General features: G+C 63.3%; 11 protein-coding genes and 1 pseudogene. 8 read left to right on the top strand and 4 right to left on the bottom strand.

The genetic code is table 11. The annotated features are described in order from the left end of the window. Positions 1 to 34 precede the first annotated feature (34 nt). The gene (locus tag AC5O5I_RS18215; RefSeq protein ID WP_172218748.1) at positions 35 to 955 is read left to right on the top strand and encodes a LysR substrate-binding domain-containing protein; all 921 of its coding nucleotides are present in this window, start codon (positions 35 to 37) and stop codon (positions 953 to 955) included. Here AC5O5I_RS18215 and AC5O5I_RS18210 read toward each other — a convergent pair. After that, entirely contained in the window at positions 936 to 1,832 is an 897-nt protein-coding gene (locus AC5O5I_RS18210) for a LysR family transcriptional regulator (protein ID WP_172218750.1), read from the bottom strand. The two genes, AC5O5I_RS18215 and AC5O5I_RS18210, sit on opposite strands and share 20 nt — an antisense overlap. Positions 1,833 to 1,948: 116 nt before the next feature. Here AC5O5I_RS18210 and AC5O5I_RS18205 point away from each other — a divergent pair, with 116 nt between their 5' ends. From AC5O5I_RS18205 to AC5O5I_RS18175, 7 genes and pseudogenes are all read left to right on the top strand, one after another. Further along, positions 1,949 to 3,145 carry an MFS transporter gene (locus AC5O5I_RS18205; RefSeq protein ID WP_494511276.1) on the top strand — a complete coding sequence of 399 codons (1,197 nt, stop codon included), beginning with the start codon at positions 1,949 to 1,951 and terminating at the stop codon, positions 3,143 to 3,145. Positions 3,146 to 3,229: 84 nt separating this feature from the next. Beyond that, complete coding sequence (locus AC5O5I_RS18200) at positions 3,230 to 5,590, top strand: DNA polymerase II (protein WP_494511275.1); 2,361 nt, start codon at positions 3,230 to 3,232, stop codon at positions 5,588 to 5,590. Between the two features lie 77 nt (positions 5,591 to 5,667). Beyond that, on the top strand, positions 5,668 to 10,113 hold the full coding sequence (locus AC5O5I_RS18195; protein WP_494511274.1) for an NEL-type E3 ubiquitin ligase domain-containing protein: 4,446 nt from the start codon (positions 5,668 to 5,670) through the stop codon (positions 10,111 to 10,113). A 242-nt stretch (positions 10,114 to 10,355) separates the two neighbouring features. Beyond that, entirely contained in the window at positions 10,356 to 10,916 is a 561-nt protein-coding gene (locus AC5O5I_RS18190; RefSeq protein ID WP_494511273.1) for a DUF4174 domain-containing protein, read from the top strand. A 171-nt stretch (positions 10,917 to 11,087) separates the two neighbouring features. Then, a pseudogene (locus AC5O5I_RS18185) lies at positions 11,088 to 11,381 on the top strand (HvfA family oxazolone/thioamide-modified RiPP metallophore); the annotation flags it as partial. Positions 11,382 to 11,524: 143 nt separating this feature from the next. Then, complete coding sequence (locus tag AC5O5I_RS18180) at positions 11,525 to 12,373, top strand: HvfB family MNIO-type RiPP peptide maturase (protein WP_494511272.1); 849 nt, start codon at positions 11,525 to 11,527, stop codon at positions 12,371 to 12,373. Then, positions 12,366 to 13,061 (top strand): HvfC family RiPP maturation protein, encoded by a 696-nt coding sequence (locus AC5O5I_RS18175; RefSeq protein WP_172218771.1) that lies wholly within the window; start codon positions 12,366 to 12,368, stop codon positions 13,059 to 13,061. The genes AC5O5I_RS18180 and AC5O5I_RS18175 overlap by 8 nt, the downstream gene beginning before the upstream one ends. 51 nt (positions 13,062 to 13,112) lie before the next feature. On the opposite strand, the gene AC5O5I_RS18170 is transcribed toward AC5O5I_RS18175, so the two are convergent. The 3 genes from AC5O5I_RS18170 to AC5O5I_RS18160 all read right to left on the bottom strand — a co-directional run bounded on the left by AC5O5I_RS18170 (position 13,113) and on the right by AC5O5I_RS18160 (position 15,802). Continuing rightward, a complete protein-coding gene (locus tag AC5O5I_RS18170) occupies positions 13,113 to 13,601 on the bottom strand; it encodes an HvfX family Cu-binding RiPP maturation protein (RefSeq protein WP_172218773.1) in 489 nt (162 codons plus the stop codon). A 177-nt stretch (positions 13,602 to 13,778) separates the two neighbouring features. Next, positions 13,779 to 15,065, bottom strand: coding sequence for a sensor histidine kinase (locus AC5O5I_RS18165; RefSeq protein WP_494511271.1), 1,287 nt, complete (start codon positions 15,063 to 15,065; stop codon positions 13,779 to 13,781). Continuing rightward, complete coding sequence (locus tag AC5O5I_RS18160) at positions 15,062 to 15,802, bottom strand: response regulator (protein WP_172218777.1); 741 nt, start codon at positions 15,800 to 15,802, stop codon at positions 15,062 to 15,064. Before AC5O5I_RS18160 ends, AC5O5I_RS18165 begins: the two co-directional genes overlap by 4 nt. Positions 15,803 to 15,885 lie beyond the last annotated feature (83 nt).

Raw genomic sequence — 15,885 nt, 5'->3', positions numbered from 1 at the left:
TACTATTAGTCTTGCTCATGCTTAAGGCGCCGCCATGTCAGAACGGATTCAGGCCTTGCACGCCCTGCGTGCCTTCGAGGTGGCCTCTCGTTACGGCTCCTTTACCCGGGCTGCGGAAGAACTGGCCTTGACCCAGGGTGCAGTGAGCCATCACATCAAAACCCTCGAAGCCATGTTCGGCTGCGACCTGTTCGAACGTCGCGGCCCCAAACTGAGCCTGACCGAGCACGGCCGGCTGCTCTCGCAGGAGCTGAAGGTAGGCTTCAAGATCATCGAGAATGCCTGTGCATTGCTGCGCCAGGACCGCTATGGCTTGCGCCTCAAGGCGCCGTCAACGCTCACCGTGCGCTGGCTGCTACGCGCGCTGGACGGGTTCAAGAAGATCGAGGACAACTGCAGCGTGCAGCTGTCGAGCGTGTGGATGGACATCGACAGCGTGGACTTTTACTCCGAGCCCTACGACTGCGCCATTCTCCTGGCCAACGGGCGTTTCCCCGCCGATATCGACAGCTGCAAGCTGTTCGATGAATGGTTGATTCCGGTGTGCCACCCCGATTACCTGCCGCAGGCGCAACCGGCGCTGTCCGACCTGAGCCAGTGCGAGTTCCTTCACCCGTCCCCGGACCGGCGCGACTGGCGGCGTTGGCTGACGCGCATGGACGCGCTGCACGTCAGCATCGACCAGGGGCAAGTGTTCGATACCCTCGACCAAGGCATTTCGGCTGCCCAGCAAGGCCTGGGCATTTCGGTGGTCGACCTGGTGCTGGCCAGTGCCGACCTGGCGGCAGGAAGGCTGGTGACCCCGTTCAAGCACGCAGTGGCCACCGGCGACGGTTACTACATGACCTGGCTCAAGGCCAGCCCCAAGGCGCGGCAGATGCACAAGCTACGCGACTTCCTGCTTGGCCAGGTCGCGCCGCTGGCGCACAAGGACATCAACTACCTTTACGGTTGAACACGCGTTCGAGCATGAAGTCGATGAACACCCGCAACTTCGGCGGCACCTGTCGCCCGGATGGCCACAGCAGGTAGAAGCTGCCGCGCCGCTCCATGAAGTCATCGAGCACGCTGACCAGCGTGCCGTTGCCAAGTTCGCGGCGCACGTTGAAATCGGGCAGGCAGGTGATGCCACGGTGGTTGACGGCAAAGCAGGCGCGCGTTTCGACGTGGTTGCAGACCATCGAGATGGGGATGTCGTAGGCGTGTTCGGGGTGCTCTTGGCGCAGCGGCCAGGTTTCCAGCTTGCCGGTGCTGGGGAAGCGGTAGTGCAGGCAGGTATGCGCCGCCAGGTCACGCGGGTGCAAGGGTGTGCCGCGTTCGCGCAAGTAGTCGGGCGAGGCTACCAGGCGGTGCTGGAAGTGCCCCAGGAACTTGGCGTTGAGCCGCGAGTCCAGCGGCTGCCCGCCGCGCATAACCACGTCGAAGCCTTCGCCGACGATATCCACCATGCGGTCCGAAAAGTCCAGGTCCAGTTCCACCTGCGGATACAGCGCCATGAACTCGGCCAGCGCCGGCATCACCAGCCCGGTAACCTGCGGCATGCTCACCCGCAGGCGGCCACGCGGGGTTTCGCTGGCTTGCGACAGCGCCTGCTCGGTGGCCTCGATCTCGGCCAGGATGCGCCGACTGCGCTCCAGAAACAGCATGCCCTCGGCCGTCAAGGTGATGCTGCGAGTGCTGCGGTGGAACAGGCGCACCCCCAGGCGGCTTTCAAGCCGCGCCACGCGCTTGCCCACGGCTGACGCGCTGACACCCAGCGACTGCCCGGCGGCGACGAAACTGCGGGTCTCGGCCACCCGGTTGAACACCACGAAGCCGCTGAGGCTGTCCATTGCATTTTCCTGATTACGGACATGAATGTCCTGGCTGAGCGGCATTGTACCCATCTTTTTCCCTAATGCCGCCCCCCGGCAGACTGTGCGCCTCTCTTCATTTCAAGGCCTCCGCAATGACCCAGACCTCATCCGCTGCGCTACCTGCAGCCAGCACCGAGCGCTTGCCGCTAAGCGGCTTGCTGGCGCTGGCGCTGACCGGCTTCATCGCCATCCTCAGCGAAACCTTGCCTGCGGGCTTGCTCGACCAGATCGCCGATGGCATGCACATCAGCCAGGCCATGGCCGGGCAGTGGGTGACGGCGTACGCGCTTGGCTCGTTGTTGACGGCCATTCCGCTGGTGACCCTGACCCAAGGGTGGTATCGCCGCCGGGCGCTGCTGCTGGCAATCGTCGGTTTCGTCCTGTTCAACGGGCTGACCGCCTTGTCGACCTCCAATACCCTGACGCTGCTCCTGCGTTTTTTCACCGGCGCTGCAGCGGGGCTGGCCTGGGGGCTGATTGCAGGCCACGCGCGGCGCATGGCGCCGGTGGCGCAGCAGGGTAAAGCCATGGCGGTGGCCATGCTCGGCGCGCCGATTGCCTTGTCGCTCGGGTTGCCGATCGCCACATGGCTGGGGGCATGGCTGGGTTGGCGCGCCACCTTCGTGGTGATCACCCTGGCGGCGCTGTTGCTGGTGATCTGGGTGTTGCTGTCGGTACCAGACTACCCCGGGCATGCCGCTGGCAAGCGCCCGTCGGCCATGCAGGTGCTGCGCACGCCGGGGGTAGGCATTGTGCTGCTGGTGATCCTGACGTGGGTGCTGGGCCACAATATTCTCTACACCTACATCGTGCCGCTGCTGGCGGCGGCCGGCATGGCGGCCGACATCGGTCCGGTACTGATGGTGTTCGGCGTGGCGGCACTGGCCGGGATCGGCCTGGTGGGGCTACTGGTCGACCGGCATCTGCGCACACTGGTGCTGCTGAGCCTGGCGGGTTTCGCGCTGGCTACCCTGGCCTTGGGGCAGGCGTCGTCATGGCTGGTGTACCTGAGCGTTGCGTTGTGGGGCGTCACCTACGGTGGCGCGCCGACCCTGCTGCAAACCGCCTGCGCCGACGCGGCGGGCGAGGGCGGTGATGTGGCGCAGTCGATGCTGGTGACGGTGTGGAACAGCGCCATTGCCTTGGGCGGGATCATCGGCGGGGTGCTGCTGACGGGGGCAGGTGTCGGGTCGTTTGGCGCGGTGGTTCTGGCATTGATTGTGGTGGCCTGGTTGTTGGCCTGGGCCGGGCGACGCGGCGGTTTTGTGAAGGGGGAGCGCCAGGCTTGAGGTTTTCAGCGCCACTAAAAGCCTCACGCCAGACCCGACAGCGGTAGAATCACCCATTCAACAGACAGGTAAGAGGTTGGCGCGGTGGAGTTGCAACAGGGCTTTGTCCTGACCCGGCATTGGCACGACACGCCCGACGGCACCTGCGTGGAGCTGTGGCTAGCCACCGACCAAGGCCCGCGCCAGCTGCGCCTGGCACCGCAGGTGTCGGTGGCGTTCATCCCTCAGGCGCAGGAGGCGCATGCCAGGGTGTTGCTCGGCAACGAGCCTGGCGTCGAGCTGCGCCCCCTGCAGCTCCAGGATTTCGACCACCGGCCGGTGCTGGGCCTGTACTGCCGCCAGCACCGCCAGCTGATGCAGCTGGAGCAACGCCTGCGTACTGCCGGCATCGAGGTGTTCGAAGCCGATATCCGGCCGCCCGAGCGCTACCTGATGGAGCGGTTCATCACTGCCCCGGTACAGTTCACCGGCCAACCGGATCCCCACGGCGTGCTCTGCAATGCGCAGCTCAAGCCGTTGAAGGGGTATCGCCCGCCGCTGCGCCTGGTGTCGCTGGACATCGAAACCAGCGAGCGCGGCGAGTTGTACAGCATTGCCCTGGAAGGCTGCGGCCAGCGCCAGGTATACATGCTTGGCCCGGCCAACGGCGATCCTGCTGACATCGACTTCGACCTGCACTATTGCACCGATCGTGCCGCGCTACTGAACTGCCTCAACCAGTGGATGGCCGAACACGATCCCGATGCGATCATCGGCTGGAACCTGATCCAGTTCGACCTGCGTCTGCTGCATGAGCATGCCGGGCAACTACAGGTGCCATTGGCACTGGGCCGCAATGGCGCGCCCATGACCTTGCGCAGCCAGGCCGGTGGCGGCCATGTGTTTGCCGATGCACCGGGGCGACTGCTGATCGACGGTATCGAGGCGCTGCGCTCGGCGACCTGGAGTTTCCCTTCGTTCAGCCTGGAAAATGTCGCCCAGACCCTGCTCGGCGAAGGCAAGGCCATTGACACGCCCTACCAGCGTATGGACGAAATCAACCGCCGCTTCGCCGAAGACAAACCGGCGCTGGCACGCTACAACCTCAAGGACTGCGAACTGGTCACGCGTATTTTCGCCCACACCCGCCTGCTCGAATTCCTCCTGGAGCGGTCCTCGGTGACCGGCCTTGCGGTGGACCGAAGCGGCGGTTCGGTGGCGGCGTTCTGCCATTTGTACATTCCGCAAATGCACCGCCTGGGCTTTGTCGCCCCCAACCTTGGCAGCCGCCCGGACGAAGCCAGCCCTGGCGGGTTTGTCATGGATTCGCGCCCGGGCCTCTACGACTCGGTGCTGGTGCTGGACTACAAGAGCCTGTACCCGTCGATCATTCGTACCTTTCTGATTGACCCGGTTGGCCTGGTCGAGGGGCTGCGCCAGCCGGACGACGTGCACTCGGTGGAAGGCTTCCGCGGTGGCCGCTTCTCGCGTACCCGGCATTGCCTGCCGGCCATTGTCGAGCGGGTGTGGCAGGGCCGGGAAGCGGCCAAGCGCGAGGGCAATGCACCGTTGTCCCAGGCGCTGAAGATCATCATGAATGCCTTCTACGGGGTGCTCGGCTCCAGCGGCTGCCGCTTCTTCGACCCGCGCCTGGCGTCGTCGATCACCATGCGCGGCCACCAGATCATGCACCAGACCCGCCTGCTGATCGAGGCGCGCGGCTATGACGTGATCTATGGCGATACCGACTCGACATTCGTCTGGCTCAAGGGGGCCCACGGCGAGGACGCAGCGGCACGCATTGGTCGAGAACTGGTCGCCGAAGTCAATCACTGGTGGCAGCAGCACCTGGGCGACACGCTGGGCCTGCACAGCGCGCTCGAGCTGCAGTTCGAAACGCATTTCCGGCGGTTTCTGATGCCGACCATCCGCGGCACCGAAGAAGGCAGCAAGAAGCGCTATGCGGGCCTGGTGCAGCAGCCCGATGGCAGCCAGACCATGGTCTACAAAGGCCTGGAATCGGTGCGTACCGATTGGTCGCCACTGGCGCGGGAGTTCCAGCAGGCGTTGTATGGCCGGGTGTTCCGCAATGAGCCCTATCGCGAATACGTGCGTGATTACGTGCAGCGCACCCTGGCTGGCGAGCTGGATGCGCAGCTGGTCTATCGCAAGCGCCTGCGGCGCCCGCTGGCGGACTATCAACGCAACGTGCCACCGCATGTGCGCGCCGCACGGCTGGCGGACGACTACAACCGGCGCATCGGCCGCCCCACGCAGTACCAGAAGGGTGGCTGGATCAGCTATATCATCACAACTGCGGGTCCCGAACCTTTGGAAAACCTGCAATCACCGATTGACTACGAGCACTACCTGAGCCGTCAGTTGCAACCGGTCGCCGATGCCATCCTGCCTTTTGTCGGGGATGACTTCAGTGCCCTGACAGGCAGCCAGCTGAAGCTGTTCTGAGCCGGTGGTAACGCCATAGTCCCTTTGGCCACTGCTACTGCTTAGCGTTGCACCTTTCGATGAAAAAGGGGCATTTCATGAGCAATAGTGAGGCGGGCGATAGCCTGGCGTTGGAGCAGGGGTATCAGGATGGCGTGATCGTGCGGGCACTGCCGGCCTGGATGCGCAACTTGAGCGCCGCCGGTGCAGGGCAGCAACCGGCATTGTCGCCGATACAACTCACGGCATTGGTCCGAGCGTTGAAAACCGGCTTGCAGTGCAAGCAACGGCTGAGTCTTGACCTGCGGGATATTCAGGGTATCGAGCAGTACTGCCGGCCGCTGCTGCAGCGCGCCTTGCGCGACGATTTTTCAGTGCTGGTCGACTGCAGCACCCTCTATCTGCGCCACCATTATTTCACTATTGCGCCCAGGCCCGACTGGGCGCTTGGCCGATTGCCCCAGCAGCAACAAAACGACTTCGACATTCCGCTTGTCACCGCAGCGCTTGCCAATTTTACCGAGGACGAAGCGCAGGGGCGTGGGCTATCGCGCAAGGATCGCGTGGTCGCCGGGGATGGCGCTACAGTTGCCGGCATGACGGCGGCTGCTTTTGCCGGTTGCTGCCGCAATCTCGACCTGGGAGCGCGCTATCAGGAGCACCTTCAGGCTGCGCTCGATGCGCCGGCTGAGCGCACGCCCAGCGGGCATACGGTCGCATCGTCCCTGGCAGCGCTGCTGGCCTCATCGATGCTGGTCGACGCCTGTCGCGCCAGAAACGACGGCACGCTGACTGCCGAAGAGCTTGAACTGGTAGTTGGCTTGTGTCACCACGGCCGGCTTGGCGCTTTAGGCACCCGGGCGGTGCATGCCCGGCAGCTGACAGCCTACGCTTGCAGGCTCGAGCAGATACTGGTGCTGGACATCACTGATGACTTTATCGGGTTCAAATCCAGCGCGCGGGTACTGGTGTACATCCCGGACGACCCGGTCAGCCCGTGGAATGTAGCGACTGATCTGGATGCATTCATCCGCAGCACCTTGGGCAAGCGTCTTGCCAAACAGCCGTATCAGCGGTTTTTCCGCCGGTTCATCCGCCGCCGCGACCGTCAGGCGTTCTTTGCCCAGGTAGCCGACGCCCTCAAGGACGTCGCTGACTGGGCAACCCGCGACATGGACCAGCACCTGTCCGATTACCCGCAACCATTGTTCGCCCACCTGGCCCAGGCATGGGTTGACCAGGTCAAGGACGACGCGGCGTTCATTGCGGTGCCAGTGAAGGACATCGACGCCAGGGTTGAGCAGCAGCGGCACAATCGGCTGGTCAACAGCGCCTGGATGACTGCCGGCGTGATGGGCCTGTTCGTGCCGCAGCTCAATGCCGTGTTGCTGGGCATTGCAGCCTGGGGCTTGCTCGAGGACGTGTTCCATGCGGTAGGCGCCTGGCGTGAGGGTGATGCCCGAGCAGCGCTGGACCATGTGCTGGACGTGTTCACACAGCTGGTTGAGCTGGGGGTTACGGCAGTGGTCATGCGCACCGTCAGCCGAGCGTGGCAGAGGGTAGACCCTATGGTAGTGGCACGTCTGGAGGACGGGTCTGAAAAACTGTGGCAGTTCGACCTGGCGCCGTTCCGCAGTGCTGCCCCCCCTGTACAGGCACTGGCCGATGCCGCAGGGGTCTACCGTCAGGGCGAACGCTGCTGGGTCAACATGGAGGGTAGCTTTTTCGAGGTCCTGCAGCGCCCGGACGACCTCTGGCAGATCAAGCCCGTCGACGGCTATGGCCCCCTGCTTCGGCATAACGCTTCCGGGGCATGGCGAGTCTGGTGCGAACAACCTGTCGAGTGGGATGACACCTACAAGATGTTCCAACGCCTGGGTGGCCCGTTCACCGAGCTGGCGCCTGTGCAGATAGACCACGTGTTGGCGATCCACGACATGACAGCAGAGCATCTGAGGGGGTTGCACGTGTGTAGCGGTGCGCCCCATGCCTGCTTGGTGGACACGGTGAATCGCGTGGCGGTGATGAACCGTATCCAGGCGCTGATCAGCCAGCTGCGCAGCACCCAGACGGTTCAGGACAGCGCTTTGCTGAACAGGGTCCGGCAAGGGGCGGAGACCGAAGCGCTGTCGGACGCCGAGCTGGCGGACCGGGTCTGGGGCACGCGGCATGCACTGCTACTGCAGTTGTACTATGAACGGTATCCCGTGACGCCGGCCACTTACGAGCTGCAGCGCGACTTCGAAAGCTTGCACCGCCTGGCAGCCGAGCAACTGCTGGGCGCTACGGACCAGCGCCTTGCCTACCATGCCGCCGACCTGGCAAGGCACATTCGTTGCGTGCGCGCGCATGAGGCGCTGTTGTTCGACCTGCCACAGGACCTGAATCTGGCGCGCGTTGTGCTGGCAGGCATGAGCCAGCTGCCAGGTGCAGCTGCAGGGCCCGGGTGGCAGCTGTTCGACGGCGATGCAGGCCAGCCGCTGGCCAGTACCGAAGGGGGGGCGGGATTGCTGCGGTTGAGGTTTCAGGGCGGTGCTTTTTATCTGAATGAACAACATGGACCGGGTGATCTGTTCGATCTCGTTGCCACCGGGTATAGCGACGAAGCGCATGCGGCGATGGGTATCGGGCAGCCGTTCGCTGCGCAATTACGTGCACGGCTCGCCGAGCATGTAGCGCGAGGACAGCTGGTCATTGCGAACGTACTGGGGATCAGGCGACCTACCGGTTTCTTCCTTCCCCCACAACGCTTTGGTCAAGGGCTGACAGGATACCCATTGAGTGGTTGCCGCTCTTGTATCGGCGCCCGCGGCACGAGGCGACGGCCAGCGGGTCTTGCTGCCCAGCTGCGAGACCTGTATCCGGGGTTCGGTGAGCAGCAGGTAGACGACTGGCTTACGCGCGCGCGGGCCTCGCAGCTTGATCCCACGATGATGCTGGTCGACCTTGAGCAGCAGTTGCGGATGCTGACCCGCCAGCTGCGTAGCTGGCAGCGGTCTACTGCCCGAATCTGGGCCTGGAATGCGCGTCGCCAGTTTGCGGTGACGCTAGAGCACTGTTGGCGTCGCCTGGGCCCACGCTCGTCGGGCGAAGGGCGTGTCTCCTTTGAGCTCAGCAGTTACACCAGCAACCTGGATGAACTGCCGGCCATACCGCAGCAAGTGGATTTTGCCCACGTTTCCCGGATCAACTTGAGAAACCTGCAGCTGCGCAGGGTGCCGGAGGACTTCCTCCACGTGTTTGCCAGGTTGACTGTGCTGTGCGTCACCAATTGCCGACTGCGCAGTCTGCCTTTGTCCCGCGAGTTGGCTTCACAGCTGGAAGTGCTGGACGTGTCCGGTAACCAGATCAGTCTGGATGGGCGCGCCACAGACCTGCTGGCCCGATCCCGCTCGCTTGTCTATTTGAACCTGTCGCACAATCCATTACGCCTGGCGTTTTCCATCGTCGAAATGCAGAGCGTTCGGACGTTGATGTTGGGCAACACCCAGTTGACAGAGGTGCCCGGTGGTCTTCTGCAAGCCGCACGGCTGAGGACGCTCGATCTTGCCGACAACGCCATCCGGACCTTGCCCTTTGGTTTCTACCGTTCCATTTTGTGGCTCGACGGCAGGGTGCGGCTATCAGGTAACCCGCTGCAGGGCGTACGCGATCAATGGCATGAACTGAATGATGACCCGGTTCCGACCATGCTCCGTTGGCTAGACCTTGTCACCAGCAGCGAGCGCGACCGCCTGGCCGATGCATGGGGCACGCTTGAAGCCCGGGCGGGTTCGCAGGACTTTTTTCATCTGTTGAAGAGGCTCACGACTTCCGCCGATTTTCGCCAGGCATTCACCAGCCGGTATCTGGCCTTGCGCGTACAGCGGATGCTGATGTACTTGGTGAAGCGCCCGGAGCTGCAAGCAGAAGTGTTCAGGCACGCCTTGAGCGAGTATTGCGAAGACAATGCGACGCTGCGCTTCAGCGATCTGGAGATCCGGGTGAAGGTCTGGAAGGCGCTGAACGAACACAGCGTTGTCGACACAGAGCGGGCGCTGCTTTCCATTGGCGCTCAATGCTGGCGGCTGGCAGCGCTTGATAGCCTGGCGGCGCTGCACGCCGCACGCGTGGGCAGGGCCGATGAATCGCTGGAGTTCGCCTTGGCGTACCGCCTGGCATTGATCGAGAATCTCGACCTGCCCATCGAGCACGACGAAATGCTCAACCCAGGAGTCGCCTTGCTTTCCGACCTGGACCTCGTCGTCGCAGCACGGCAGGTCCGCAATGCGCAGTCGCCGGACGCGCTGGCGGAATACCTGGTGTCGCAACGGTTCTGGAAAGCGTATCTGCAGAAGGCTTTTGGTGTGCGCCTGCAAGTTCCGCAGTCCATGCACGACGACCTCGAGGCAATGATGGAACGTAACGCGCCCGCTGAGGAAATCAATCGGCTCAATGACAGTGTGCAACGCAGGGAGCGCAACCTGCAGTTACAACTGACCCGCGAAGCGATCGCCACGCATTTGCCCGCCGTAGTATTGGCACCCCCTGCACCCCATGGCTGAGCGAAGCCGTACTGCAGCTGGATGCGATGCGTTACTACGGTGTGCAAAGGGCGCGTTGGACTATGCTCATCTGACAGGCGGGCGTATGGACTTTGTGGGGGCTTGGGCAGGTTGTCGCAAACGGTAATGCTCGGTTACTTTTCGTTGACACACCGATGCCCCCGGTTGGTTTACGCTCGTTCGTCGGATCTTTCTCCCTGATCTGTAGTCTTCTGGTTTATCGAGAGAATAAGGAGATACGCATGCTCGTCCGGTCACTGACCTTCGCCGCCCTGCTCGCTATCACAGGGCCTGTTATTGCGGCCGACAGTGATGCGCCGCTGGCCAAGGAACTGGGCAAAGCCAGACCATTGGTGGTCATTGCGCCCAGTAGCGCCGACCCGACCCTGCGCGGGTTGAACGAGGCGCTCAAGGACCCTGCCACTCAGGCGGGTTTCAAGGAGCGTAATCTGGTGTTGTACAGCGTTGCCCAGATGATCGGCAAGCGTGAGGACAAGAACCTGGAGCAGCAGACCACCATGGCGCTTATCCGCGAACTCAAGCTGGGTGCCAGCAAAGGCACCAAGGTGATTCTGATCGGCAAGGATGGTGAGCGGCACATGCTCAAGGATGACGACAGCGGCGGTACGATCGAGCCAAAGGACATCTTCAAGGCGGTCGATGAGCTGCCCGCCACCGAGAAGGCCGTTACAGCGCCCGAGCCCGTTGCGGCCGCCGCTGAACCCAAACCCAAGGACAGCAAAGCCGCCAAGCCTGCCAAACCCGCCAAGCCGGCGGCACCTCCCAAACCGCTGGAAGACTGATCCCCGGTAATGGCCCTGGCATGCCCAGGGCCATCTGCGCGGCATGTATCGGTCTGTATCTGGCAAGCGTACAGACCCATTTCCCTACAAAACAGCGCATCGCCTGATACATCCACGACAACTCCGCCCGGCCTAATGGCTCCACTTTCCAAACCAAAGTGGAGCATCACCATGACTCAAGTACGAAGCACCTTCGGCATTCTGGGTGCCGCCCTGATCGGCAGCATGGCCTTGGGCAGCAGCGCGTTTGCCGTCGAACCGCTGGCTCAGGGTTATCAGCTGGCGCAAGCCAAAGTGGCCGGCGAGGGCAAATGTGGTGAAGGGAAGTGCGGCGGCAGTGGCAAGGCCACGCAGGGCGAAGGCAAATGCGGCGGCAGCGACAAGGCCACCAACAGCGAAGGCAAATGCGGTGAAGGCAAGTGCGGAGCCAGCGCCAAGGCTGGGGCTGAAGGCAAGCATGCCGGCGCGTAGCTTGCCAGGCTTCACGCTGCCATGGCTTACGGCCTGTTCAGCCCCCTGACTGCCAAGGGCTGATCTTCTTCCCATGAAACGCCGCCACGCCCCTCCTGCTGATCAGGCGGGGCGTTGTGCCTGTTGGAGACCTGCCAATGCACTGCACACCTTCTTACGCTCTGCCTCTGCAGACAGGGCTCGGCCTGCGTCGCGGGCTGTTGCCCGACCTGCTGGAGATGCAGCCCGGCACAGTGGACTTTCTCGAATGCGCACCGGAAAACTGGATTGCCGTGGGCGGTGCCTATGGCAAGGGTCTGGCTCAATTGGCTGAGCGCTTCCCCATCACTTGCCATGGGCTGTCGTTGTCGCTGGGTGGCAGCGAGCCACTGGACCTGCATTTCCTCGACCAGACCCGTCAGTTTCTTGATCGCCACCAGGTGCGCTTGTACAGCGAGCACCTGAGCTATTGCAGCGATGACGGGCACCTGTACGACCTGATGCCTATGCCGTTCACCGATGAAGCCGTACGCCATGTGGCCGCGCGCATACGGCAGGCACAGGAATACCTTGAACGGCGCATTGCCGTGGAAAACATCAGCTACTATGCCGCACCGTACCAGGCGCTGAGCGAGCTCGAATTCATTCGCGCGGTTCTTGATGAAGCCGATTGCGACCTGCTGCTGGACGTCAACAACGTATTCGTCAACGCCTGCAATCATCGCTACGACGCCAGGGCATTCCTCAACGGCTTACCCAGGGAACGCGTGACCGGTATGCATGTGGCCGGGCATTTTGACGAGGCGCCCGATCTGAAAGTCGACACCCACGGGGCGCCGGTCAGGGAAGATGTCTGGGCCCTGTATGCCTTCGCTTGTGCCCGTTTTGGCGTGCTGCCAACGGTGCTCGAACGCGACTTCAACTACCCGCCACTGGCCGAGCTGCTCGCCGAAACGGCACGTATCCGCACTGTACAGCGTGCCTGGGGAGCTTCAATCCATGAATGAGACCCTGCGCGAACAGCAATACACCCTGGCCCGCCACCTGCGCGATCCTCAGCGCCATGCCCCGCCGCCCGGCCTGGAGGCGCGGCGCCTGAAGGTTTACTGCGAGTTGTTCTACGGCGCTATCGAAGGCTTGCTGGCTGGCAGCTTCCCGGTGATGCGCCAGGCATTAGGGGAACAGTGCTGGCATGCCCGCGTGCGTGACTTTTACGCCAACTACCGTAGCCAGACGCCGTTGTTTACCGAAATTGCCCAGGCCTTCGTCGATTACCTGCAGGGGGTGGAGCTGGACGCGCCCTGGCAGCTGGAGCTGGCGCACTATGAATGGATCGAGGCGCAGTTGTACCTGAGTGATGCCGAGGATGCGCAGCATGAGCCGGCGGGCGACTTGCTGGATGGCGAGCCGCTGTTGTCGTGTGTGGCGCGAGTGCTGGCTTATCGTTGGCCGGTGGAGCGTATTGGTGTGGATTACCAGCCAACGGTTGCGCCAGACGCGCCGACCTTGCTGCTGGTGTATCGCGATGCCGGCTTGCAGGTGCGCTTTGCGCGGCTGGCGCCGATGGCCTATCGGCTGCTGGTGGAGCAGGGCAGTGGACGGGCGCGGCTGGCGGCTGTGGGTGGGGATGTAGAGCAGGGGCTGGCGTTGCTGGAGGGACTGCGCGGGCAAGGCGTCATCATCGGTACCTGCTGACTGCACGTATTGGGGCGCGCGGCGATGGGCTGCGCAGCAGCCCCAGCGATTTCAGCTGTAGAACCGCGCCCTTAGCCAATGATCCAGGCTCAGGCGCCCAGCCCCCTTGAGCAGCAGTGGCAGCAACGCGACCAGGTAGATCAACGGCAGCTTGTAGTTGCCAAAGCCCTGGTCGGTGATCGCATACCCCTGGGCCAATTCGGCCACGCTTGACCAATGCGCCGGCCAGTGCACTGCCGCTATAGCCACTACCGTCACCACCACAAGTCCCAAAGATGCCAGCCGGGTACCGAGCCCAAGCAACAGCAGCAACGGCAGGATCAATTCCGCCCACATCGACAGCTGCCAGTTCAGCTCGGCGGGCAGCAGATTGAAGGGGAAGGGAAAGCTGGATTGCAGGTCGGCGAACCAGTTGCTGCCATTGAACTTCTCCAGGCCTGACTCAAAAAACTCCCACGCCAGAAACAGTCGTAGAGGCAGGTCGGCGCTCCACGTGCCGAAACGGTCGAAGTGGGCAAGGGTGCGAGTGAAGGTTGTCATGTGGGTGGTCTCTTCCAGGTAAAGTGCACCGGCGCAGCGGCGCTGCAGGCCGGGTGTGGTTGGATGACCGGGAGTGTGAAGGGGGCGGGTATCGGCAGTGTGTCGGGAGAGACGGATTGTGTATCGGATTGTAGAAACCCTTCAGAGAATGCTGGATTTTTGAAGCGGACCTGCCAGTCAGTTGAGCTCGATCTGAGCGCAAAGCCCGCCACCTTTGCGGTTGCTAAGGGTCAACCGCCCACCCATCGCCTGGATCAATTGATGAGCGATGGCCAGCCCCAGCCCGGTGCCTCCGGTGCTGCGGTTGCGTGACCCTTCTACCCGGTAGAACGGCTTGAGCACGTCTTCCAGCTCGCCACCCGGTATGCCTGGCCCGTTGTCGAGCACGCGGATCACTGTAGTGCCGCCCTCACTGCACACTTCGAGCTCCGCGGCGCCCGCAAACTTGAGTGCGTTGTCGACCAGGTTCACCAGTACCCGGCGCAGTGCGTGCGGGCGGGTTTGAAGCAGGCTTACGCTGCTGCCGCGGCGCTGGACTTGGGCGCCGCTGTCCTGGTAGTCGAACACCAGGCTGTCGAGGAAGGCATCGAGGTTGACCCGGCACGGGGCCTCGGTGCTGGTGTCCATGCTGCGGGCATAGGCCACGCCTTCGCGCACCAGGTGCTCCATCTCGCCCAGGTCGCTCCACAACTTGTCTTTCTCGAGGCCATCATCCATCACTTCGACACGCAGCTTCATCCGCGTGATCGGCGTTTGCAGATCGTGCGAAATGGCCGCCAGCAGCTGCATGCGCTCTTTGAGATGGGCAGCAATTCGTGCCTGCAGGGCGTTGAAGGCCGCAGCGGCGTAGCGCACCTCGCGCGGGCCGGTTTCATCCAGTTGCACGCTGGGCTTGTCCGGATCGAGGCTATCCACCGCACGGGAAAGGCGGGTAAGCGGGCCGATGGCCAGGCGTACCGCCAGCCAGGTGCACAGTAACAGCACCGCCAGCTGGATCAGCAATACCACTGGCAGCCAACGGGCCACCGGGACTGGGGTCGGGGTCACGTCGATGGTCAGCGGCGTACCGTCGGCCAGGGTGAGGTGGGCCTGGAAGTGCGCATTCGGGCCGGGGATCTCCTCGAAGGTCAGGCGGTAGTCACTCCCGATGGCCTTGACGATCGACTCGGCAGCCATGGGTGGGTCGCTGCTGGGCATGGCCTCGCCCGTCAGGCCCTGGTCCAGGCGGTAGCGGTAGGTGCGCCGTTCCAGGCGCGGCAGCCAGGCTGCGCGTTCGGCGGCGGGCAAGCGGTCGAGGATGGCCACTGAGGTGGCCACGTCCTGCTCCAGGTTGCTGAGCATCATCGAGCGGCTGCTGATATAGCGTTCGTAGGCCTGCAGGCCGAACGACAGGCCGTAGGCGAGCACCAGGCCGGTGAAGAAGATCAGTGCCAGGCGCGAGGCCAGCGTCCGTGGCCATTTCATGCGGGCGACTCGAGCAGTTGCACCGGCAGCGAGAACACATAGCCCTCGCTGCGCACGGTCTTGATGCAGCTTGGCTCGCGGGCATCGTCACCCAGGCGCTGGCGCAGGCGGCTGACCAGCAGGTCGATGGAGCGGTCGAAGATGTCGGCTTCACGGCCCTGGGTCAGGTTCAGCAGCTGCTCCCGGCTGAGCACCCGCTGCGGGTGGTCGAGAAACACCCGCAGCAGGCGGTACTCGGCGCCACTCAGGGCTACCAGGGTACCTTCGCTGTCGAGCAGATGACGCGCGGTGGTGTCCAGGCGCCACTGGCCGAAACCAAGCAGGCGGCTGCTTTCACTAATGGTCAGGTTGGGCGGCAGCATGCGCGTGCGGCGCAGCACGGCGTTGATGCGAGCCAGCAGTTCGCGTGCCGAGAACGGCTTGGTCAGGTAATCGTCGGCGCCCATCTCCAGGCCGATGATGCGATCGGTTTCGTCGTTGCGCGCGGTCAGCATCAACACCGGGGTGTTGCGGTGCTTGCCGGCGCGCAGTTCGCGGCACAACAGCAGGCCGTCGTCGCCGGGCATCATGATGTCGAGGACGATGAGGTCGACGCTGTTGGCTTCGAGAAAGGCGCGCATCTGCCGGCCGTCGGCGACGATGCTGGTGCGCAGGCCGTTCTTCTTCAGGTAGTTGCCGACCAGTTCGCGGATCTCGCGGTCGTCGTCGACGATCAGGATGTGATCGACGTGTTCCATGCGCAGCGTTCCTGTGTAAGTGGGCTTTGCCGCAGTGTACAGAGCACGCTCGCGCGTGCCTGCGGGGTTTTGTATTGCAGTGT

The sequence above is a fragment of the Pseudomonas sp. 9_2_1 genome (genome assembly GCF_059295275.1).
This window is presented reverse-complemented; position numbering and strand designations above follow the sequence as displayed.

What these genes read in the sequence shown, in the direction of transcription:
- AC5O5I_RS18175 (WP_172218771.1), top strand. Translation starts at nt 12,366, where the DNA reads ATGAATGAGACCCTGCGCGAACAGCAATACACCCTGGCCCGCCACCTG.
- AC5O5I_RS18215 (WP_172218748.1), top strand. Translation starts at nt 35, where the DNA reads ATGTCAGAACGGATTCAGGCCTTGCACGCCCTGCGTGCCTTCGAGGTG.
- AC5O5I_RS18210 (WP_172218750.1), bottom strand. Translation starts at nt 1,832, where the DNA reads ATGGACAGCCTCAGCGGCTTCGTGGTGTTCAACCGGGTGGCCGAGACC.
- AC5O5I_RS18170 (WP_172218773.1), bottom strand. Translation starts at nt 13,601, where the DNA reads ATGACAACCTTCACTCGCACCCTTGCCCACTTCGACCGTTTCGGCACG.
- AC5O5I_RS18190 (WP_494511273.1), top strand. Translation starts at nt 10,356, where the DNA reads ATGCTCGTCCGGTCACTGACCTTCGCCGCCCTGCTCGCTATCACAGGG.
- AC5O5I_RS18165 (WP_494511271.1), bottom strand. Translation starts at nt 15,065, where the DNA reads ATGAAATGGCCACGGACGCTGGCCTCGCGCCTGGCACTGATCTTCTTC.
- AC5O5I_RS18195 (WP_494511274.1), top strand. Translation starts at nt 5,668, where the DNA reads ATGAGCAATAGTGAGGCGGGCGATAGCCTGGCGTTGGAGCAGGGGTAT.
- AC5O5I_RS18160 (WP_172218777.1), bottom strand. Translation starts at nt 15,802, where the DNA reads ATGGAACACGTCGATCACATCCTGATCGTCGACGACGACCGCGAGATC.
- AC5O5I_RS18205 (WP_494511276.1), top strand. Translation starts at nt 1,949, where the DNA reads ATGACCCAGACCTCATCCGCTGCGCTACCTGCAGCCAGCACCGAGCGC.
- AC5O5I_RS18180 (WP_494511272.1), top strand. Translation starts at nt 11,525, where the DNA reads ATGCACTGCACACCTTCTTACGCTCTGCCTCTGCAGACAGGGCTCGGC.